Raw genomic sequence first — 21,435 nt, 5'->3', positions numbered from 1 at the left:
CGCCTTGTGGGAGCGGCGCCCTCGCCGCGAATGAATTCCAGCAGCCATCGGCCCGAGGCGGGCCTTGTGCAAGGGGCGACTTCAATCCTCCCTGGCTGACGGGTCCGGCCGCAGGGGTTTTATCCCGGCAACACCGCTCGCACCGCGGCGACCAGGTTTGTGGCGAGTGTCTGGTCGCGGGAAAGGGCGGCGCTGAAGCGGGCATGGTCCAGAACCTCACCGCGCTTGCTGCTCACCAGAATCGCGGGAATGTGCTGGTTGCGCGTCTCGGTGGCTCGCAGGGCGGCCATCAGGGCCATGCCGTTGAGTACCCTGAGTTCACGTCCGACGATGACGAAATCAAAAGGTTCATGCAGCAGGCGCGCGAGCGCGGTCAGACCGTCGCCGACCACCGTCAGTTGCAGGGGCAAGGCCTCCAGCGTTTTTTGATAGAGACCGGTCATCACGGTCGAAGACTCTGCGATCAGGCCGCTCTTGCGGCGTTGCAGCGTCAACTGGCGCAGCCTCTCCAACCCGGTTTCGATGTCTGAATAGTCCGGCTTGTCCTGTTGCGCAACCGTCTCGACCCGGCGCATCAGGTCGACGTAGGCCAGCGCCCGGGTGGCAAAGGCGGTGCCAAATCCCTGCTGGGCATGGGTCTCGCTGAGGAGGTCCTCCATTTGCTGGCAGAGTGTCGTGATGATGGAGAGTCCATGGGTGCCACCCGAACCCTTCAGGCTGTGGACGCCCCGATACAGTTCGTTGAACGCGTCACGAACATCGGGTGAGGTCTCCAGGCTCAGAATCAAGGCCTCGAAGCGATCGCAGCGCTCCGGCAACTCGCTGAGAAACGCCAGACGCATTTCTTCAAGCAGTGCGTGAAAGGTATCCATATTCGCTGTCATGACGGACTTGCCTCCCGCACCTGATTGCGCCCGCCGCGCTTGGCGACATACAAGGCCTCGTCGGCGGCAACGAGCAGCGCCGCGCCATCGCTGTCCGGGTAGGCAAGAGAACAGGCCAGACCCACCGAAAGTGTGCAGCCAAAGTCTTTTCCTTCGTGGCTGAAGCGCAAAGAGGCAAATCGCTGGCGGATGTCCTCCATCAGCTCATGCGCGTACCCGGCATCGCATTCCGGCAACACTGCGACGAATTCCTCGCCGCCATAGCGGCCGACGATGTCGGACTGACGCAGGCGCTGGCGCAACAGCATGGCCACCGACGAGATAACGACGTCACCCACCGCATGCCCGTAGGTGTCGTTGACCGACTTGAAGTGATCAATATCGAGCATGGCCAGGCTGACGGGCTTGCCGCTGCGCCGCGCGCGGGTCACTTCGGTTCCAGCCGATTCCTTGATGCTGGCGTGCTTGAGCAGGCCAGTCAGGCTGTCGCGACTGATTTGCGCTTCCAACTGGCGGGCGCGCTCGACGCGCACACGCACGGCCGCAACGAGCTGGGCATCGGAAATCGGCTTGGTCAGGAAATCATCGGCACCGCGGCCCATGGCCTTGATCTGCAGGTCGAGATCGGTCTCGGCGGAAAGGTACACGATGGGCAGGCTCGACCAGTTGTCGTGCTGGCGGATCACCCCCGCCAGGTCCGGCCCCGAAAAACCCGGCATGTGCATGTCCATGAGCACCAGCTCCGGACGAAAAGCCGCAATCTTTTCCATGATGGCCGCAGGTTGCTCCAGCACGTCCGCCTCCATCCCGGCGGCCAGCAGGGCCAGCCGGTAATGCTCGGCCAGGTCCCTGTCGTCATCGACGATCAGCACCCGTTGTGACGGCGCGCGTTTCTGTTCGAAAATTTGCGACATCCGGCTCACCAGGCGGGGAATGTCCAGTGGCTTGAGAAAATAACCCAGGGCGCCCAGTTGCGCGGCGCGCACCCGCGACATGAAATCATCGTAGGAGGTGACAAACAGCAGCGGGCAGCCCAGCGCCCGCAGGTTGGGGTGCAGGGCAAACACCTCGGTGGCGTTTTCCCCTTCCTGCTCGAACATCACGTCCATCAACAGCATATCGGGGCATTCCGTTCGCGCGGCGCGCTCGGCATCGTCAATCCGCGTGAACCGACGCACCACATAGTTGAAGGACCCGAGCTGGCGCGCCAATTCCTCACCGAGCAGGATATCGTCTTCCACCAGCCACACCCGGATCGATTCGCCGGGTGCTGCCCTGGCGTCGCCAGCCTGGGTGACGCTCACCAGTGGGACATCGACCCCGCTCATGGTTGCGCCCAGTGCGGCCAGGTCCGCCGAAAAAGCCTGGCGCACCTGCGCGTCACCAAGCTCATCCAGTGAGTCGGCCAGCCAGCCCTTGACCCGCTGTTCCAGCGTATGTGCACCCGCACTCAGGGCAGCCAGGCCAAAGGTGCCGCCCGAGCCGGCCAGCTTGTGCAGGCGGTGGTGAAGTTCATCGAGACTGGCGCGATCGGGCTCGCCACCGCTCAGGCCTGCCCCCAGCGTCTGCAGCGCGGTCAGTTCCGCTGGCAGTCGCGCCAGATAATCATTGCGCAGTTGAGCCAGGCGCGCGGTCGCGGCCGCCTTGAGTTTGTCATCCATCCTACTGGCCCTCCCAGATCGCCCGCACCTGGCTGGCCAGGGTCATGGGGTCGAAGGGCTTGGGGATCACGTCGCGCGCGCCCAGTGTTTTGTAATGCGCCACTTCCGCCGTCTGCACCTTGGCAGTCATGAAGGCCACCGGCAATTCGGCCAGAGACGGCAATTCGCGCAGCGCCTTGAGCGTGCTGGGGCCGTCCATGCCCGGCATCATCACATCCAGCAGGATCATGTCGGGCGCGAAGGCCACCGCCTCGCGCAGCGCCTCCTCACCCGAGGAGCAGACCTTTACCGTGAAGCCGCCCACCATTTCCAGTGCCAGCTTGGCCACTGCCTGAATGTCAGGCTCATCTTCCACGTACAAAATGCGCTGCAAGGTGTTCATGAATGGATTCCTTTGGGTTTGGATGATTGAATACGGGTGTTGAGGGCATCAAGCAGTTCGCGCGGCGAGACCTGCGACTTGAGCAGCACCGCCTCCACCTTGCGTGCTTCGTCCGCCGTCATGTCGGCGCCGGACAGGATGACGACCCGTGTTTCCGGTTGTCGCTGCCGGATCTCCGGCAGCAGATCCCAGCCGGAACCGTCGGGCAGGCTGAGGTCGAGGATCACCACATCGAAGCGCTCCAGCGCCACGCGGGCGCGGGCCTCCTGCAGGGTGGTCGCCAGTTCGAAATCGAAACGCTTGCCGACCATGGCGCGGACGACCTGGTGCAGATCGGCATCATCCTCCACGTGCAGAACCCGCGGGTGCGGTGCGTTTGTCGTGGACAACTGGCGTTCGATCAGGGTCAGCAGGCGGTTCTCGTTGATCGGCTTGGCCAGCCAGTCGATGCCGGAAAAATCGCCGTTGATGGCCAGCCGCCCTTCTTCCATTTTGGCCGACACCACCACAATGGGGAGGTCGGCCGTTTCGGGACGCTGGCGCACCTGGCGAATGACCTCCAGGCCACTGATATCCGGCAACATCAGGTCCAGGCTCACGGCGGCGTAGGGCGTTTGTTGGAGGGCGGCCAGCGCCTCGGCGCCGCTGCCGACGACATCGACCTGATAGCCACCGCGGGTGAGCATCAGCCCCAGTACCTGCGCGACATCGGGTTCGTCCTCCACCACCAGGATGCGCGGCGCCCCGGCCTCTTCCGCGCCGAGGGCGCCCATCGCCGCACCCGTTGCGGCGGGATGCCACAAGGGCAGCTCGAAGAAAAAGCGCGCGCCGTCGCCTTGCACCGATTCAAAACCGATCGACCCGCCCATGCGTTCCACCAGTTCGCGGGTAATCGCCAGGCCCAGGCCGGTGCCGCCCTTCTGCCGGGTATCCGAGGCATCCGCCTGCGAGAATTTCTGAAAAATTCGGTCGCGGAATGCTGCGGGAATACCCGGGCCGTGATCGGCCACACTGACCGTGACCTTCTTCGCCGTCGTTTCCACGGTGACGTTCACCGTGCCGCCCTCGGGTGAAAACTTGATGGCATTGGACAGCAGGTTGGCCAGCACCTGCATCAGGCGCTGGCTGTCCACCCGCACCTCGGCGCTGGGGGCCGCGCCAGCCAGCACCAGTGTCACCCGGCGCTCGGCGCCATAGGCCCGGTTCGCTTCCAGCGCCTGTTCGATCAGCGGCATCAACGCCTGCGGCTGCATTTCGAAATGCAGCTTGCCGGCGGCGATCTTCTCCATGTCCAGCAGATCGTTGATGAGATGGGTGAGCCGCTGGCTGTTTTTCTGCGCGATCGCGATCATCTGCTGGGCCTGCGCGGGCAGCGCGCCGAGCGCGCCCCCCGCCACCAGGCCCAGCGCGCCGGAAATCGAGGTCAGCGGCGTGCGCAGCTCATGGCTGACCGTGGACACGAACTCGCTCTTCATGCGCTCCATGCGCTTGCGCTCGGTGATGTCGCGCACCATGCCCACATACAGGGGCTGCCCCTGACGGCTGACCTCCGAGATCGCCAGGTCCATCGGAAACAGATCGCCATCCTTGCGCTGCCCTTCCACCTCGCGGCCGATGCCGATGATGCGCGCCACCCCGGTGGCCCGGTAGTTGCGCAGGTAGCTGTCGTGGGCGTCGCGGTGCGGGTTGGGCATCAGCATGCGCACGTTGCGGCCCAGCACCTCGGCAGGCGTGTAGCCAAAAATCCGTTCGGCCGCCGGATTGAAGGAACCGATGATGCCCGCCTGGTCGATGGTGATAATGCCGTCCACCATGTTGTCGAGAACGGCCTGGGTGTGCTGCGCCTGCTCGCGCAGTGCAGTTTCAGCCTGCTTGCGCTCGGTGATGTCTTCGGCGATGCCGAGATAGCCTGTGATCTCGCCTGAATCGTCGCGCATGGTGGTCACCACCAGCGATACCGGAATGGGGCGACCATGCTTGTGAACGTAAGTCCATTCACGCGTTTCCGCGCCATCGTGCTCGGGTTTTTCGACAAAAACCCGGAACCCTTCGATAGGGCGGCCCAATTCGATGCTCAGCTCCGCCGCGCGTGCCATGGCTTCAGCGGGCACATGAAGAACAGCAGGCGTAAGCTTGCCCACCATTTCCCCCGCGCTATAGCCGAGCAGGCGCTCGGCGCCCTTGTTGAAGATCGTGATCAGCCCGTCGCGGTCGGTGGCGATGATGGCCACCTCGGATGCCGCCGCGAGCACGTCGGTGAGAAACTTCTGGGTTTTGCGAACGGCCAACTCTGCGGCCAGGGCCAGAGCCTGCTCGCGGCGGCCGAGCAGCGACAAAACCAGGGCGAACAGCAACAAGCTGATGCCTGTGCCCAGGCTGGGAATCAACCAGTCGATGGATGAGGCGAACTGCGCCTGGAAAGCCGGTCGACTGCGCAGCGAGAGCGTCCAGGTCTGGCCGAAGGCATCAATGCGCCGGGTCGACAGGTGCGAGGGCGGTACCGCGTATTCCTCTGTGTGTTCGGCGGCAGAGTCATACATCAGCGTATCCGCTAGCGTCGACTCACCGTTGTGGAGCGTAAAGTCGACGACCAGGTCGCGTCCGCCAAGAATGCCCTGCATCAGGTCATCCATCCGGTAAGGGCTGTAGACAAAGCCCAGCAATGCCTGCCAACGCGCCTCAACGCTGTTCAGGGGCATTCCCTGACGGTAGACAGGTACGTACATCAGAAATCCGGCCTGCTCCTTGCCATGGGTCTCCTGAACCAGCTTCACCCTGCCGCTGATGGCGGTTGTGTTGTTGTCCACGGACCGCTGCATGGCTTGGCGGCGGGTCGCGTCGGAGAACATGTCGTAGCCGAAGGCCGCAAGATTGCGGCCCATAAAGGGTTCCAGATAAATGATGGAGGTATGGAGCGCCCGGTCACCCTCGGGCCTGACCGTGTAATCAGGAAACCCCGTGGCACGCATGGCCGCGATATGGGGCGCCAGCGCATCCGGCGGGATTGCCTGGCTGAAGCCGACGCCCTGAATACCGGGGTAGCGCGCCTTCAGCGACAGGCGCTCAACATAGGTGCGCCACTGTGCCCGCGTGACCATGCCGTTGACATCGAAGAGGCCCGCCCCGCCGAGAAGAATCTGCTCATGGTCGAGCAGGCGCTTTTCGATTTCCGCCACCAGCTCCTTCACATGCAACTCGAATTGCTGATCGGCGCTGCGGGCGCGCTGTTCAGCCAAACCCATCGAGAGCAGCGCGGTCAGCAGCAAGCCCGCGAGCAGAACAATCCAGGCCAGGGTGCTCCGCCACGTGAAGAGTGCCGTTCCAAACAGGCTCATACCCGTTGCACCGCCGCCACCATGATCCATTGCGCTCATGCACCGTCTCCAGCGACTTGCCGAGACGGACAGAGCGGCAATTCGAAATAAAACGTGGCGCCTTCGCCAGCCACCGACTCGTAAGCGATTCGGCCGCCCATGCGCTCCACCAACTCGCGGCTGATCGCCAGCCCCAGCCCGCTGCCGCCTTTTTGCCGCGTGTCCGAGGCATCGGCTTGCGAGAATTTCTGGAAGATGCGGTCGCGGAATTCGGTCGGGATGCCGGGGCCATGGTCGGACACGGCGACACGCACGGTGTTTTCGACGCAGGTCGCGGTCACCGTCACTTCGCTTCCCGTGGGCGAGAACTTGGCGGCGTTGGAGAGCAGGTTGGCCAGCACCTGCTGCAGGCGCTGGGCGTCCACCTCGACCTGCACCGCGCCGGCGACGTGCGCCAGATGCAGCCGCACCCCGTGCCGAGCGGCGTAGGCCTGGTTGTCGCGCAGGGCGTGTTCGACCAGCGGCATCAGGGGCTGGATCTGCATGTCGAAGCGCAACTTGCCGGCCATGAGCTTTTCCATGTCGAGCAGGTCGTTGATGAGGAAGCCCAGGCGCTGGCTGTTCTTGAGCGCGATGGCGATCATCTGCTGCGCCTGCTCGGGCAGGGCCCCGAGCGCGCCCCCTGCCACCAGGCCCAGCGCGCCGGAAATCGAGGTCAGCGGCGTGCGCAGCTCATGGCTGACGGTGGACACGAACTCGCTCTTCATGCGCTCCATGCGCTTGCGCTCGGTGATGTCCTCGACGATCGACCAGATCAACTTTCTGCCTGAGGAATCGTATACGGTCATGCCGTTCAGCAGCACCGGATAGCGTGTGCCATCCTTGCGGACATACTCCTTTTCATAGTGGGTATAGCGACCGGTCTTTTCCAGGATTTCCAACTGCTGCAGTTCCTGGGGCTCGTATTCGTGGGGCGTAAGGTCCCAGTAGCTCAAGCCCATGAGTTCATCCCGGGTATAGCCGGTCGGAGTGAGCATCGCTTCGTTGACGTCGATGAAGGCCCCGGTCTCGTAGTCGCTGAGCGCGATCCCGACCGGTGACAATTCGAATAAACCGCGCAGGCGTGCTTCGCTTTGCTGCTGCGCCCACTCGGCCTGTTTGCGTTCGTCAATGTCGGACTGGATCGCCATGAAGCCTTGCAGTTCGCCATTCGCATCGCGCAGCGGATTGCAGCTGATGCGTATCCAGAAGGGCCTGCGCGATCGGGTGTAGTTGATGACGTCGACTTCGAAATACGCCTGGCGGGCCAGCGCATCGCGCATCAATTCGACCGTGGCCGGATCAGTCGCCTCGCCTTGCAATACCTCGCCGGGCTTGCGCCCAAGCACCTCGTCCAGCGTGTAGCCGGTGATGCGGACAAAGCCCTCGTTGACCCATTCCACCCGGCCGCCCGCGTCGGTGATCACCACCGCGTTGGTGGTCTGGCTGGCCACCCGCGACAATCGGGCCAGCTCAATCTGTCCTTCGCGGTGCTTTTTCTGGGCGCGCGCCACCTCGATCAGCTGGCCCAGGGTGACCAGCAGCGGATGCAGAAAATCGACCAGCGCCTGGTCGTAGCCGCCGGGCCGGTTGGCCATGCCCAGCATGGCCACCAGCTCACCGCCATGATGGATCGGAATCCCGAGGAAGGCATTCATCGCCGGGTGCCCCTCGGGCAGGCCGCCGCGACGCGGGTCGTGATAGGGATCGTTGGCGATCACCGGCCTGCCAGTGGTCATGGCCGCGCCGAACAGGGTGTTGAGATTGGTGAACGCCATGCCCTGCGGCGCATGGGCCTGGTAAAAGGCGCGGGTGGCATCATCCCAGGCGATGTTGGTAATGGCGTAGGTCTTGAGGTAGGGTGCGCCCTCGTCGCGATACAGCACCTCGCCGACAAAGCCGTATTCGCTCTCGGTCAGGGCGAGAATATCCGTCAGCAGCCCTTCAAAAGCTTTGCGTCGATCAGCCTCGCGGATGAATTGCGACTGGACCCGGGCGATCACCTCGCCGAGCTGGCGGGCCATTTCCAGGGCCTTGCTTTGCTGCTGCAGGTCGATCTGGTTGATTTCAGCCTCCACGCAGTCAGCAAGATCGCGCAGTGCGCTGCGCTGCGCTGCTGTCAGCGTTCTCGGCTGGCCATCGATGATGCACAGGGTACCGATACGGCTGCCATCGGCCGTGGCCAGCGGGGCGCCAGCGTAAAACCGGATATGCGGCGGCCCGCTGACCAGCGGGTTATCGGCAAAGCGCGGATCGAGTCGGGCATCGGTAATCTCGAAGATACCGTCCGCAAGAATGGCGTGCCCGCAGAACGAAATGTCCCGCGCGGTTTCGCAGGCGTCCAGTCCCTGGCGCGACTTGAACCATTGGCGTTCGGCATCCACCAGCGACACCAGGGCGATTTGGGTGCCGAACAGATGCCGGGCCAGCCGGGTCAGGCGGTCGAAGCGCTCCTCGTCCGGGGTATCCAGGATCGCGCGCGCGCGCAGCGCCCGCAGACGCTGTGCTTCATTGTCGGGAATGGCGGGCGCCTGCACAATCACATTCCCGGCTCGGCAAAACGCTCGCGGATGGCCACAATACCGGCCAGTTCCTGAAGCAGGACTTCAACCAGTTGCGGGTCGAAGTGCTGGCCGCTGTTTGCCTTGATCAGGTCCACTGCCGCCTCCACCGTCCAGGCCTTTTTGTAGGGCCGCACCGAGGTCAGCGCGTCGAACACGTCGGCCAGCGCCGCGATGCGCCCGGCCTGCGGAATCGCCTCGCCCGCCAAGCCATTGGGATAGCCGCTGCCGTCCCATTTCTCATGGTGGGTGACTGCAATCTCGCGTGCCATGCGCATGAGCGTGGAGTCGTCGCCGTCGAGCAATTTGGCACCGATGGTGGCATGGGTCTTCATGATGTCCCATTCGTGCGGCTCGAACTTGCCCGGCTTGAGCATGATGGCGTCGGGGATGCCGATCTTGCCGATGTCGTGCATCGGGCTGGCGCTGAGGATCAGATCGCAGTCAAGCTCGCTCCAGCCGACGGCGCGCGCCAGCAGCGCGCAGACATGGCTCATGCGCAGGATGTGGTAGCCAGTTTCCTCGTCGCGGTACTCCGCCGCCATGCCGAGTCGCTGCACCACCTGCAGGCGGGTGCGGTGCAGTTCCTCGGTACGCGCCCGAACCATCTCTTCAAGCACGGCCTTCTGGTCGTGCACCATGCGGTGGGCCAGTTGCGCGTCGAGCAGGTTGCGCACTCGCATCAGCAGTTCGTTGCGGTCAAAGGGCTTGCCGATGAAGTCACGCGCCCCGGCGGCCAGCGCCCGCAGCAGATAGTCCTTGCCGTGTTGGGCCGTGAGAATGACGATGGGCGGCAGCAGCGGATCGTTCAGCGCCTTCAGTTGCGCCATCACCTGGTAGCCGTCCAGATGCGGCATGTTGATGTCGAGCAGAATCAGATCAGGGCGTGCCGTCCGGTAACGGTCGATGACTTCGCGCGGATCGGCCACCAGAACCAGGTTCTGGTAACCCTGCCCGCCCAGCATCTTGTCGAGCAGTTTGAGGTTGGCCGGCTCGTCGTCGACGATGAGGATGCATTCAGTTCTCAGGTTTTGACCGTTCATCGCAGCGTCTCCGTGTTGTCTTTCATGGCGCGGTCAAGCAGATCGATAAACTTTCTCACATCCAGCGGCTTGGCGAGGTAGTCGAAAAAGCCTGCGGCCATGCCGCGCGCAATGTCGCGCGGCATGGCATTGGCGGCCACGGCCACCACCCGAATGTCGCGGGTGGCCGGGTTGGCCTTGAACTGGCGCAGCATTTGATTGCCGTCGATCCCCGGCAGGTCAATGTTCAGCAGGATCAGGTCGGGATGCGCCTGTATGGCCAGGTTCAGCCCGGCCTCGCCACTCGCGGCCGCGATGAAATCGATGTCCTGGCGCTTGGCAAGAATCTTCTCCACCAGGCGCAGGTTGGCCGGGTTGTCTTCCACATACAGCAGACGGCGGCGATCGCCAGCGACAGCCGGAGCGGCCGAAGTCGACGCGGCCGCTGGGGTGTCCTCGGGCGCATTTGGAGCCGATGCGCCGAGGGGCAACTCGAACCAGAAGGTGCTGCCCTCGCCAGGCACGCTGTGCAGGCCGATTTCGCCGTGCATCGCCTCGACCAGTTTCTTTGCCAGTGCCAGGCCGATGCCGGTGCCTTCGATGCCCTGGTAAGCCGACTCCAGGCGCTCGAAAGGCTTGAACAGCCGTGGCAGCGATTCGGCCGCAATGCCAAAACCGCTGTCCTGCACGCTGATGCGCACATGCTGGACCCCGGATGCGACGCAATGCAGCCGGACAGTGCCGCCTTCGCGGTTGTATTTGACGGCATTGGAAAGCAGGTTGAGCAACACCTGCTGGAGCCGTGTGAAATCGGCCTGCACCGTGCAGGGCGTGTGTGTTTCAAGCGTCATGCTGATGCCACGTTGCACGGCCAGCGGCCTGATCTGCGCCATGCAGGCCTCGATGAGCGGCTCGACCGCCACCGTTTCCATGCTGACGTCGAGCCGTCCGCTCTCGATGCGGGCCAGGTCCAGCACTTCGTTGACCAGTGCCAGCAGGTGCTTGCCGCCATGCAGAATCTCATGGACATGGTCGGCTTGCATCGCCGTCAGCGGATGCGCCGGATCGGTTTCCAGCAATTTTCCAAAACCGAGAATGGCGTTGAGCGGCGTGCGCAGTTCGTGGCTCATGCGCGACAGAAACTCCGACTTGGCGGCATTGGCGCGTTCGGCCTCTTCGCGCGCCGCGCTGAGTTCGGCCGTGCGCGCATCCACGCGGGCCTCGAGCGATTCATTGAGCGCCTTCAGTTCCCGCTCGCTGCGCTGCAGCGCTTCCAGCGATTCAAGGCGCTCGCTGATATCCCGGCCGACACCGGCCATACCGATGATCTTGCCCTGGGCATCATGCACAAGCACCCCGTTATAGTGGTAACCGACGGGGCCGTTGCGCGTGATCAGGCGTGCCTCGGTTTCGCCGTAACCGCTGACAAGGGCCTGGCCCAGGGCGTGCGCCACGACTGCGCGGTCCGCCTCGACAAAGAATTCAACCCCGGGCATGCCTTTGAGAATATCCGGCCCCAATCCCGTGATCGTCTCCAACTGCTGGTTCCACCAGATCAATCGCCCCGACTCGTCGAGCATGTACAGAATGTCATGAACGGCCTGGGTCACCGCCTGGTTTTCGCCATAAGCCTGACGCAGCTCCACTTCCATTTTCCGCTGCCCGGTCACGTCCAGCCCGATGGCGAGTAGCCCCGTGATCGCTCCCTTCGCATCGCGCAGAGGCTGGTCATTCCACTCGATCTCGCGTTCCTCGCCACTGCGGATGACGATGGGATTGACGTTGCCGCGCACCGGCGTTTCATGGGTGGACTGCTGGAACAGGGCACGGATGCGCTCCTGGTCGCGCGCGGGGATGAAGGTGGCAAACCATTCCTTGCCTTGTATCTCAGCCAGCGCGTAACCGGTGAGCCGCTCGAAATAGGGATTGACGTGCTGGATCATGCCGCGGGTGTCGAGCAGCAGGATGATCACCGGCGCGGTATCCACCAGACCGGTGGCGAAGTCGCGCTCGCGTTCCACCGCTTGGTTCAACTGCTTGATCTGGGAGAAAGGCTCGCGAATGGCCTCGGCGAAAATGGCGCGGCAAAGAAAGCCATAGGCAATCACCTTGTACACATGCCCCAGCAGATTGGCGGTGCTGGAGACCTGCACGTACAGGGTAAAGAACAACTCGCCCGCCGCCATGATCAGCAGCCCCAGCATCAGGCTTCTGGCATCGAAATGGGCGATGTCGTGGCGGCGTCGGTAGATCAAGGCTGCGGCCACAAGGTACAGGCCGACAATCCCCCACTCGAAGGCGACCTTGAGCGTGGTCAGCCCTTGCCAGGCAACATACATCGCGGGCAGGCTTGACGCGTGAAAGACAATCACCCAGGCCACCAGCGCAACCACGGCCAACGCGCCCGCCAGCAGGCTGAACCGCCACAGCGCCGTGACCGGGCGGGTATGCGGCCAGATGGCATAGGCCAGCAAGCCGAGTCCGGCACTGATGCGCGCCACCAGCCAGAAACCAATCATTTTGTCGGGCGTATTCGGGCTGATCAGGTCCGGCATCCCGCCATACGACAAGGTATGGAGGGTATCGAGGATCGCGGTCGCCAGGAAGAAGCACCCCAGGATCACAACCCGAATCGAGCGTTCGGTGTCCCGGGTGCCAAACGCAATGAAGAAAATCAGTCCGGATATGACAACGGAGATCATCTCCAGCACCGAATGCATCGACAGAAAAGCCGGCAGGGGAATTTCAATCTGATTGACCGGCGAGCCCTGCCACAGCAGCAAAGGCAGGCAAAGCAGCAACAAGGCCCCGGTGAGGAAATCCAGCTGGCGGGAGACGGGCTCAGGCATTGTTTTTTCCGGTGAGTGCCAGGCAGGCATCGACCATCGCATGAAAACGTGCGACATCCAGCGGCTTGGTGAGGTAGTCGGTAAAGCCCGCTGCCAGGCCGCGCTCGATGTCGCGCGTCATGGCGTTGGCGGTGACCGCCACCACCGGTATGGCTTTCAACCGCGCGTCGGCCTTGAATATCTCCAGCACCTGGTAGCCATCCATTCCCGGCATGCTGATGTCGAGCAGGATCAGCTCGGGGTGGTGCCCCAGCGCCAGTTCGATACCCAGCTCCGGGGTGTGCGCGGTGAGCAGCTGGATGTGTTTGCGACGGCCGAGGATCTGTGCCACCAGCTTGATGTTGGACGGGTTGTCCTCGATGTAGAGCACGGTCTGCTGCGGCATCTGCAAATGCCGCTCTGGTGCACCATCGGGCGTCCCTTCGTCGGGCTCACGCTGTGGCTGGCCAAGCTCTGGGTTGGGTGCGGACTCAAGCGGCAACTCAATCCAGAAGGTGCTGCCCACGCCGACCTCGCTCCTGACATCGACCGAACCGCCCATCATCTCGACAATGCGACGGGTGATGGTGAGCCCAATGCCGGTGCCTTCGGTGTTGCTGTTTTCGGCACCGAGGCGGTTGAACGGCTGGAACAGTTCGTTCAGGCGCGCGGCGGGAATTCCCGGGCCGGTGTCGGTGACCCGGATGCGCAGCCGGTCATCACCTTCGGTTTGCACATCGAGCAGCACACTGCCACCTTCGCGGTTGTATTTGATGGCATTGCCGAGCAAGTTGAGCAGCGCTTGTTTGAGTCGTGTGCGGTCAGCCCGCAGCATGGCCCCTGCCAGCCCGATCTGGCTCACCTGGATCCCCCGCTTGGCGGCCAGGGGGCCAACCAGGTCGAGGCATTCGGCGACCACCGGGCACACTTCCACCGGCTCCAGCGACAGGTCGATCTGGCCGGACTCAACCTTGACCAGGTCGAGCACCTCGTTGATCAGTTCGAGCAGGTGGTGACCCGCCTTGAGGATTTCACGCACGCTGTCCAGATGTTCGGCCGGCAGGGTGTTGTCGTATTCCATGAGTTGACCGAAGCCGAGCACGGCATTCATCGGCGTGCGCAACTCGTGGCTCATGCTGGAGAGAAAATCCGACTTGGCCTGGTTGGCGCGATCAGCCTCGTCGCGTGCAGCGACCATCGCCTGTTCGATCTCCACTTGGGCCGTGACGTCCTGCACGGTGCCGGTCAGGAACACCGGGCGGCCCGCTGCGTCGGCTTCCATCTGCGCCAGTTCGTGCACATGGCGCACCGTGCCGTCAGGCCGGACGATGCGGTGCACCACATCGTGGCGGCCGGTCTGCTCGGCCCGTTTTTCGCTTTCGCGAACCAGCGCCAGGTCATCGGGGTGCACCGCCGCACGAAAGGCGTCGACACTGGGCGCGAAGCTGCCTGGGGCGTAGCCGAAAATGCGGTAGATCTCGTCCGACCAGGTCAGCGTGCCGCTGCTCAGGTCGGCGGACCAGTTACCGATACAGGCCAGCGTCTGCGCCTCGCGCAACTGCCGCTCACGCTCGGCCAGCGCCATCTCGGCACGCTTGCGGTCGTCGATGTCCTGCACCACGCCCAGCATCTGCAGCGGCTTGCCGTCGGCATCGTAGGCGACGGCACCGCGCTCCAGCAGCCAGCGCACGGTTCCGTCCGGCCACACCACACGGTGTTCGAGCTCGTAAGGCCTGTCGCGCTCGATACAGGCCGCTACGGCATCGATCACCGCCTGCCGGTCGTCCGGGTGGATGGCGGCGAGGAAGTTGTCGTAAGACGTCTCAAGTTCCCCCACCGGATAGCCGAACAGCGGCGCAATGCGCTCGGTCCAGAATAATTCTCCGGTCTGGATGTTCCAGTCCCAGGTGCCGATGTTGGCGAACAACTGGCCGCGCCGCAGTCTTTCCTTGTGGGATTCGGCTGCGTGCTCGATGCGCTTGCGCTCGGTGATGTCCATCCAGTAGCCGATGATCTCGGACGGCTTGCCGGATTCGTCACGCACCAGCAGCAACTCGTCGTGCATCCAGCGGTAGCTGCCATCGTTCATGCGGAAGCGGTACTCGTGCTGGTGCTTGCCATGCTCGAACAACTGCGGCAACGCATCTAAAACCCGCTGCCGATCGTCGGGGTGAATGTTGTCCGCCCAGAAAGCGGGGTTGTCCGTGAACTGCTCAGGCTCGAATCCCATGAACTTCTTGACGTTCGGGCTGATATAGCTCGCGTCGAACGGCGGCGTCGCCGCAGAGGTGAAGATGGTGACCGGGCTGGACGACACCAGAAAACTCAGGCGGGCTTCGCTCGCCCGCAACGCCGCCTCGGCCGACTTCATGTGGGTGATGTCGGTCCGCATCGAGACATACTGGTAGGGAATGCCCTCGCCATCGAGGAAGGGCGTGATGGTGGATTCCACCCAGTAGAAGCTGCCGTCCTTGCGCCGGTTGCAGGTCTCGCCCTGCCAGACCATGCCACTGGTAATGGTGTGCCACAGGTTCTGGAAAAACTCAGGCGGGTGTTCGCCCGATTTGACGATGCGGTGGTCATGCCCCAGCAGCTCGCCGCGCGTGTAACCGCTGATGTCGCAGAATTTGTCGTTGACGTAGGTGATGCGGCCGGTCGCATCGGCAACGCTGACGATGGCATGGTGATCCAGCGCCAGGTGTTCGCGCTCGCGTTCGTAAAGTGTGGTCTGCAGCCGCTGCCGGATCGCGGCGTTTTGCCGCGCCCGCCGCGCCCGCGCGGTCACCGCGGACACCAGGTGGTCGGGTTGCACAGGTTTGACCAGAAAATCGTCGCCACCGAGATTGAGCGCCAGCAGTTGCTGCGCCATGTCGGATTCGGCGGAGAGAAACAGGATGGGCAGATGCAGATGCTCGTCGTGCTCGCGCAGCACCGCGGCCAGTTCGGGGCCGCTTGCCTCGGGCATGTAGACGTCGAGCACCAGCACATCAGGCGTCAGGCGGTTCAGCGCGTCCATGATCTGAAGTGGTTGCGACAGCGTATGCACCACCATGCCGGTGGCACGCAGCACGGCGGCATGGGCTTCGAGCATGAGCGGATCGTCGTCCACCAGCAGCACGCGGTAGGGCTGCTGCGGCTGACGACCGCTGAGCGCGTTCAGCAGGCTGATCAGGCGGGCGGGGTCCACCGGCTTGACCATGTAGCGGCAAGCGCCGGCGCGGTAGGCGGCCAGGCGTGCCGCCAGGTCATCGCGCACCGAAACGAACACCGCGGGCGGGCAGCGTGCCTGACCGGCGATAAATTCCGCCATCAGTTCGGCGCCGGCGGCGTCGCCCTCGGGAAAAACCATGTCCACCACCACAGCGGCCGGGCGTTCCGCATCCGTCACAGCGTACGCGGCGCGAAAATCGGACGGGGTGGTGAATACCTGTACCCGGTAGCCATCATCGCGCAGGATCCGGCTCAGGTGTTCAGCCTGGGTCGGATCGTCTTCGACCAGGTGGATAAGCGGGGAACGAGTGAAGCGCGGCACCTCTGCGGGTGGCGTCAGGCTGGGCGCATCGGATCTCAGTCGCATGCGCGCCAGACGATCGAGGCGCTCAAGTCCGGAATCAATGGCCTGCCAGGGCGCCTCATCGGGGGCAGTGCCGGCCTGGATCAGGGCTGCCAGCCGGATCTCCAACTGGCGCGCGGCGTCCGAAAGCGACTGCAAGCCGAATGTTCCGGCCGACCCGGTCAGGCCATGCAGCAGCCGGTGCAAGGCCTCAGCCTGCGCGGGTTGCCAGGCTGACAGGGACAGTTGCTGGTAATGAAAGCGCAACGCATCCAGCCGCACCGGGAGTTGGTCAAGATACTGCTGGCGCAGCTCGGCCAGGGGATTGAAAAGGGGGTGCATGCGGGCTGGAATGTAATATTTGCAGGTGTCGATCTAGCTTATCGGCAATTTTGCAGATTTCTTGAGGTCCCGCCCGAAGGCCTGCGTGTGCCACAGGCAGTGAGCCCGGGATCGGCGGGCAGGGCCTTGTCTTGCCTGAATGCCATAATCATTTGCCCTGTCAGTTGTTTTCTTGTTGTTCATTTTGCTGTACTTTCCATGACTCTCAAAATTTCCGTGGCCCAACTCAATCTGGTGGTGGGTGACATGGCTGGCAATGCCGAAAAAATTGTGGTGGCCGCCCGGACGGCCTACCAGCAGGGTGCTCGCCTGGTGCTGACCCCCGAGTTGTCTATTTGCGGCTATGCCGCCGAGGACCTGTTTTTGCGCCAGGCCTTCACCGATGCCTGCGATGAAGCTGTGACGGCGTTGGCCGCTGCGCTGGCCGATCTGAAAGACCTCAGTGTGGTGGTGGGGCACCCGACCGGGGGTGACCAGCGCACGCGCTCGGTGGCGGTGCAAAGCCGTTTTAACGCGGCCAGCGTGCTGTGCGAGGGCCGGGTGGTGGCGACCTATGCCAAGCGAGAGCTGCCCAATTACCAGGTGTTTGATGAACGACGTTATTTCGCACCGGGGCAGGGCACCTGTGTGTTCGAGGCGGGTGCGCCCGGTGCGCGGGTCAAGGTTGGGCTGCTGATTTGCGAGGATGCCTGGTTTGAACGCCCGGCATTGGATGCGGCGCGGGCCGGCGCCGAGTTGCTGGTGGTCGTCAACGCCTCGCCTTTTCATGTCGGCAAAGGCAATGAGCGTGAACAGATGATGCGCGAGCGGGTGCTGGCCTGCGGGCTGCCGCTGGTCTATGCCCACCTGGTGGGCGGGCAGGATGAGGTGGTCTTTGAAGGCCATTCATTTGCGCTCAATGCCGATGGTTCGCTGGCGGCGCGGGCGCCGAGCTTTGTCGAGGATTGCTTGCTGGTGCGGGTGCAGCGCACGCCAGCGGCGCTGCAAATGGCAGGTGCCGTGGCACCCGAGCGGTCCCTGGATGCCGATTTGTGGGACGCCCTGGTGTTGGGGGTGCGGGATTACATTGACAAAAATGGCTTTCCCAGCGTGCTGCTGGGTTTGTCAGGCGGGATTGACTCGGCGCTGGTGCTGGCCATTGCGGTGGATGCGCTGGGCCGGGACCGGGTGCGCGCGGTGATGATGCCGTCACCCTACACCGCCGACATCAGCTGGATTGATGCGCGCGACATGGCTGCGCGTTTGGGGGTGCGCTACGACGAGTTGTCGATCGTGCCGCAGTTTGATGCCTTCAAAGCCACGCTGTCAGAAGAGTTCAAGGGGCTGGCCGAGGACGCCACCGAAGAGAACATCCAGGCGCGTATTCGCGGCACCCTGCTGATGGCACTCTCCAACAAGTTCGGCAGCATTGTGCTGACTACCGGCAACAAGTCCGAGATGGCCACGGGCTACTGCACCCTGTATGGCGACATGGCGGGTGGCTTTGCCGTCATCAAGGACCTGGCCAAGACCACGGTGTTTCGCCTGGCGCGCTGGCGCAATGCCCATGACCCGTACGGCACCGGGCAGGCACCCATACCCGAGCGCATCATCACGCGCCCGCCCAGCGCCGAGCTGCGCCCTGACCAGACCGACCAGGACAGTCTGCCGCCCTACGAGGTGCTGGATGCGATTGTGGAGCGCTACATGGAAAACGACGAAAGCATCGAGCAGATCGTCGCGGCAGGTTTTGCCAGCGCTGACGTGGAGCGCGTGACGCGCCTGATCAAGATCAACGAGTACAAGCGGCGCCAGTCGCCGGTAGGGATTCGTGTGACGCACCGCAGTTTTGGCAAGGATTGGCGTTATCCTATTACCAACCGTTTTCGGGCGTGAGGCGTTGAAGCTTTTTGACTGCCGACCCTTCCCATTTTTAATTGAGGACCTCCATGAAACAAATCACCGCCATCGTCAAGCCTTTCAAGTTGGAAGAAGTGCGTGAAGCCCTGGCCGAATGCGGCGTGACCGGTCTGACGGTCACCGAAGTCAAGGGTTTTGGGCGCCAGAAAGGCCACACCGAACTTTACCGCGGCGCCGAATATGTGGTCGATTTCCTGCCCAAGGTCAAGATTGAGGTGGTGGTGAAGACCGACGATGTGGACCGTTGCGTTGACGCCATCGTCAAGGCCGCCCACACCGGCAAGATCGGCGACGGCAAGATTTTTGTCACGGCGGTCGAGCGTGTGGTGCGCATCCGCACCGGCGAGCTTGACGAAACCGCGATTTGAGCCTCGTGCGCTGACCGCGCTGGTTCAGGGCTTGGCCGGGCGCTCGTCCACCAGCTGCGTGCCGGCCAGCGCGTCATGCCAGAACTGTTGCCGGGGGTGAAAGCGGCTCAGGATAGCCCAGATGGCGATCCATCCGACGAAGATCACCAAGGCTTCACCGCCCTTGAGTTCGAAATACCAGGACGCCAGCAAGGGTGGCAGGAACCACAGCCAGCTGCACAGGTAGCGCACCATGGCCCGGCCTTGGCTCAGGGGTTGTCCCAAGCGATCGAGCACCCGGATGTGCCAGGTTTTCATCGCCAGGGTCTGGCCTTTGGACCAGAGCCAGACAAAATAAATGCCAAAAATCACAAACAGGAACGCTTGCAGCGCGTGGCGGTTGTCCATGGCGTTCCTGGTCTGGCTCAGGGCGCCAAACAGGTAGCCCGCAATAAACACCACACCAAAGAGCAGCATGCCTTCATAGAGCCAGCAGGCCATGCGCCGCAGGAGGCTGGGAGTGGTGGGGGGCAAGGGCATGGTGTTGGGAATTTGAGAGCAGTTGAAGCCAGTTTTCTGGGCGAAAAACGTTGGATTATTGCATTGCCATGTAGCGGGGCAAAAGAGAGGCGTGACAAGTGCGATAATGCCGCTTGCAAATTAACGCAAACGGGTCAAGGTCCGGCGCAAAAATCAATGCGCCCATGGTTTTGGCCTTAAGTTTCAATGTGACACCACAAGTGTTTGCAAAGAAGCACCCAAGGTATTTCGTTAGAGAAATTCACAAAGGTTCATCATGGAAATCGCAAAAGCCGAAGTCGCTTCGGTATCAAACACTACAAATCCGCATTCTTCTGCCAAAGCCAAGCCAGCGGCTGCTGAGCACGAGCTCCGGGGCGCAGAGATCCTGGTCAAGGCCTTGCAGGCCGAGGGCGTCAAGTACATCTGGGGTTACCCGGGTGGTGCTGTGCTGCACATTTACGACGCTTTTTTCAAGCAGGACACCATCCAGCATGTGCTGGTGCGCCACGAGCAAGCGGCTGTGCATGCGGCCGACGGCTACGCCCGCGCCACCGGTGACGTGGGTGTGGCGCTGGTCACCTCCGGCCCGGGCGTGACCAATGCCGTGACCGGCATTGCCACGGCCTACATGGACAGCATCCCGATGGTCATCGTGTGCGGCCAGGTGCCGACCCACGCCATCGGCATGGACGCTTTCCAGGAATGCGACACGGTGGGCATCACCCGCCCCATCGTCAAGCACAACTTTCTGGTCAAGGACGCGCGCGACCTGGCCGAAACCATGAAAAAGGCTTTCCACATTGCCCGCAGCGGCCGCCCCGGCCCGGTGGTGGTGGACATCCCCAAAGACGTGTCGTTCAAGAAGGTGCCCTACCACGGTTACCCGCAGACGGTGGAAATGCGCTCTTACAACCCGGTGCGCAAAGGCCACGGCGGCCAGATCCGCAAGGCGCTGCAGTTGCTGCTGGCCGCCAAGCGGCCCTACATCTACACCGGCGGTGGCGTGCTGCTGAGCAACGCCTCCGCCGAATTGCGCCAATTGGTCGACATGCTGGGCTACCCCTGCACCAACACCCTGATGGGCCTGGGCGCCTACCCCGCCAGCGACCGCAAGTTCCTCGGCATGCTCGGCATGCACGGCACGGTCGAAGCCAACAACGCCATGCAAAATTGCGATGTGCTGCTGGCCGTCGGCGCACGCTTCGATGACCGCGTCATTGGTAACCCCAAGCACTTTGCCCAGAACGAGCGCAAGATCATCCACATCGACATCGACCCTTCGAGCATTTCCAAGCGGGTCAAGGTGGACATCCCGATCGTGGGTGACGTCAAGGACGTGTTGACCGAGATGATCGCCATGATCAAGGAAGGCGCCATCAAGCCCGATGCCAATGCGCTGGGTGCCTGGTGGGACACCATCGAGGGCTGGCGCAAGCGCGATTGCCTGAAGTACAACCCGGGTCAAAACGACATCATCAAGCCGCAGTATGTGGTGGAGACGCTTTGGAACATGACCAAGGACGCCGACACCTACATCACCTCGGACGTGGGCCAGCACCAGATGTGGGCCGCGCAGTACTACCGCTTTGACGAACCCCGCCGCTGGATCAACTCCGGCGGTTTGGGCACCATGGGCGTGGGTATTCCCTACGCAATGGGCATCAAGCTGGCCAAGCCTGACAGCGAGGTCTATTGCGTGACCGGTGAGGGCTCGGTGCAGATGTGCATCCAGGAGCTGTCCACCTGCCTGCAGTACAACACGCCCATCAAGATTGTGGCGCTCAACAACCGCTACCTGGGCATGGTGCGGCAGTGGCAAGAGGTGGAATACGAAGGCCGCTACAGCCACAGTTACATGGACGCGCTGCCCAACTTTGTCAAGCTGGCCGAGGCCTATGGCCACGTCGGCATGCTGATCGAGCGGGCCTCGGATGTGGAGGGGGCGCTACGCGAGGCGCGCAAGCTGAAAGACCGCACGGTATTCATGGACTTCCGCACCGATCCCACTGAAAACGTGTTCCCGATGGTGCAAGCCGGCAAGGGCATCACTGAAATGCTGTTGAGCGCGGAGGACCTCTGAT

At 63.0% G+C, this 21,435-nt stretch carries 12 protein-coding genes; 3 read left to right on the top strand and 9 right to left on the bottom strand.

The window, feature by feature from the left end; translation table 11 throughout:
- Positions 1-119: 119 nt before the first annotated feature.
- The 8 genes from Q7U49_RS00610 to Q7U49_RS00570 are packed head-to-tail and all read right to left on the bottom strand — an operon-like array spanning position 120 to position 16,586.
- Positions 120-872 carry a hybrid sensor histidine kinase/response regulator gene (locus tag Q7U49_RS00610; RefSeq protein WP_304761728.1) on the bottom strand — a complete coding sequence of 251 codons (753 nt, stop codon included), beginning with the start codon at positions 870-872 and terminating at the stop codon, positions 120-122.
- 8 nt (positions 873-880) lie between these two features.
- Positions 881-2,545 carry a diguanylate cyclase gene (locus Q7U49_RS00605; protein WP_304761726.1) on the bottom strand — a complete coding sequence of 555 codons (1,665 nt, stop codon included), beginning with the start codon at positions 2,543-2,545 and terminating at the stop codon, positions 881-883.
- A 1-nt stretch (position 2,546) separates the two neighbouring features.
- The gene (locus Q7U49_RS00600; protein WP_304761724.1) at positions 2,547-2,927 is read right to left on the bottom strand and encodes a response regulator; all 381 of its coding nucleotides are present in this window, start codon (positions 2,925-2,927) and stop codon (positions 2,547-2,549) included.
- Positions 2,924-6,301, bottom strand: a complete 3,378-nt coding sequence (locus tag Q7U49_RS00595; protein ID WP_304761722.1) for a CHASE domain-containing protein — start codon at positions 6,299-6,301, stop codon at positions 2,924-2,926. Before Q7U49_RS00595 ends, Q7U49_RS00600 begins: the two co-directional genes overlap by 4 nt.
- A complete protein-coding gene (locus Q7U49_RS00590; protein WP_370653944.1) occupies positions 6,298-8,817 on the bottom strand; it encodes a PAS domain S-box protein in 2,520 nt (839 codons plus the stop codon). Before Q7U49_RS00590 ends, Q7U49_RS00595 begins: the two co-directional genes overlap by 4 nt.
- A gap of 2 nt (positions 8,818-8,819) precedes the next feature.
- Positions 8,820-9,884, bottom strand: a complete 1,065-nt coding sequence (locus tag Q7U49_RS00580; RefSeq protein ID WP_304761720.1) for an HD-GYP domain-containing protein — start codon at positions 9,882-9,884, stop codon at positions 8,820-8,822.
- Complete coding sequence (locus tag Q7U49_RS00575; RefSeq protein ID WP_304761719.1) at positions 9,881-12,712, bottom strand: MASE3 domain-containing protein; 2,832 nt, start codon at positions 12,710-12,712, stop codon at positions 9,881-9,883. The genes Q7U49_RS00580 and Q7U49_RS00575 overlap by 4 nt, the downstream gene beginning before the upstream one ends.
- A complete protein-coding gene (locus Q7U49_RS00570; protein WP_304761717.1) occupies positions 12,705-16,586 on the bottom strand; it encodes a PAS domain-containing protein in 3,882 nt (1,293 codons plus the stop codon). Before Q7U49_RS00570 ends, Q7U49_RS00575 begins: the two co-directional genes overlap by 8 nt.
- A gap of 198 nt (positions 16,587-16,784) precedes the next feature.
- Here Q7U49_RS00570 and Q7U49_RS00565 point away from each other — a divergent pair, with 198 nt between their 5' ends.
- Together Q7U49_RS00565 and Q7U49_RS00560 are read left to right on the top strand one after the other, a co-directional pair.
- Entirely contained in the window at positions 16,785-18,461 is a 1,677-nt protein-coding gene (locus tag Q7U49_RS00565; protein ID WP_304761716.1) for an NAD+ synthase, read from the top strand.
- A 53-nt stretch (positions 18,462-18,514) separates the two neighbouring features.
- Positions 18,515-18,853 (top strand): P-II family nitrogen regulator, encoded by a 339-nt coding sequence (locus Q7U49_RS00560; protein WP_304729908.1) that lies wholly within the window; start codon positions 18,515-18,517, stop codon positions 18,851-18,853.
- Between the two features lie 24 nt (positions 18,854-18,877).
- Here Q7U49_RS00560 and Q7U49_RS00555 read toward each other — a convergent pair whose 3' ends face one another.
- The gene (locus tag Q7U49_RS00555) at positions 18,878-19,372 is read right to left on the bottom strand and encodes an RDD family protein (protein WP_304761715.1); all 495 of its coding nucleotides are present in this window, start codon (positions 19,370-19,372) and stop codon (positions 18,878-18,880) included.
- 256 nt (positions 19,373-19,628) lie between these two features.
- Between Q7U49_RS00555 and Q7U49_RS00550 the strand changes: the two genes are divergently transcribed.
- Positions 19,629-21,434, top strand: a complete 1,806-nt coding sequence (locus tag Q7U49_RS00550) for an acetolactate synthase 3 catalytic subunit (protein WP_304761713.1) — start codon at positions 19,629-19,631, stop codon at positions 21,432-21,434.
- The last annotated feature ends 1 nt before the right edge of the window (position 21,435 follow it).

It is taken from the genome of Rhodoferax sp. (genome assembly GCF_030653815.1).
In the GTDB taxonomy this organism is placed as follows: domain Bacteria; phylum Pseudomonadota; class Gammaproteobacteria; order Burkholderiales; family Burkholderiaceae_C; genus Rhodoferax.
The sequence above is the reverse complement of the archived record's forward strand: the minus strand, read 5'-3'. Positions and strand labels throughout refer to the sequence as shown.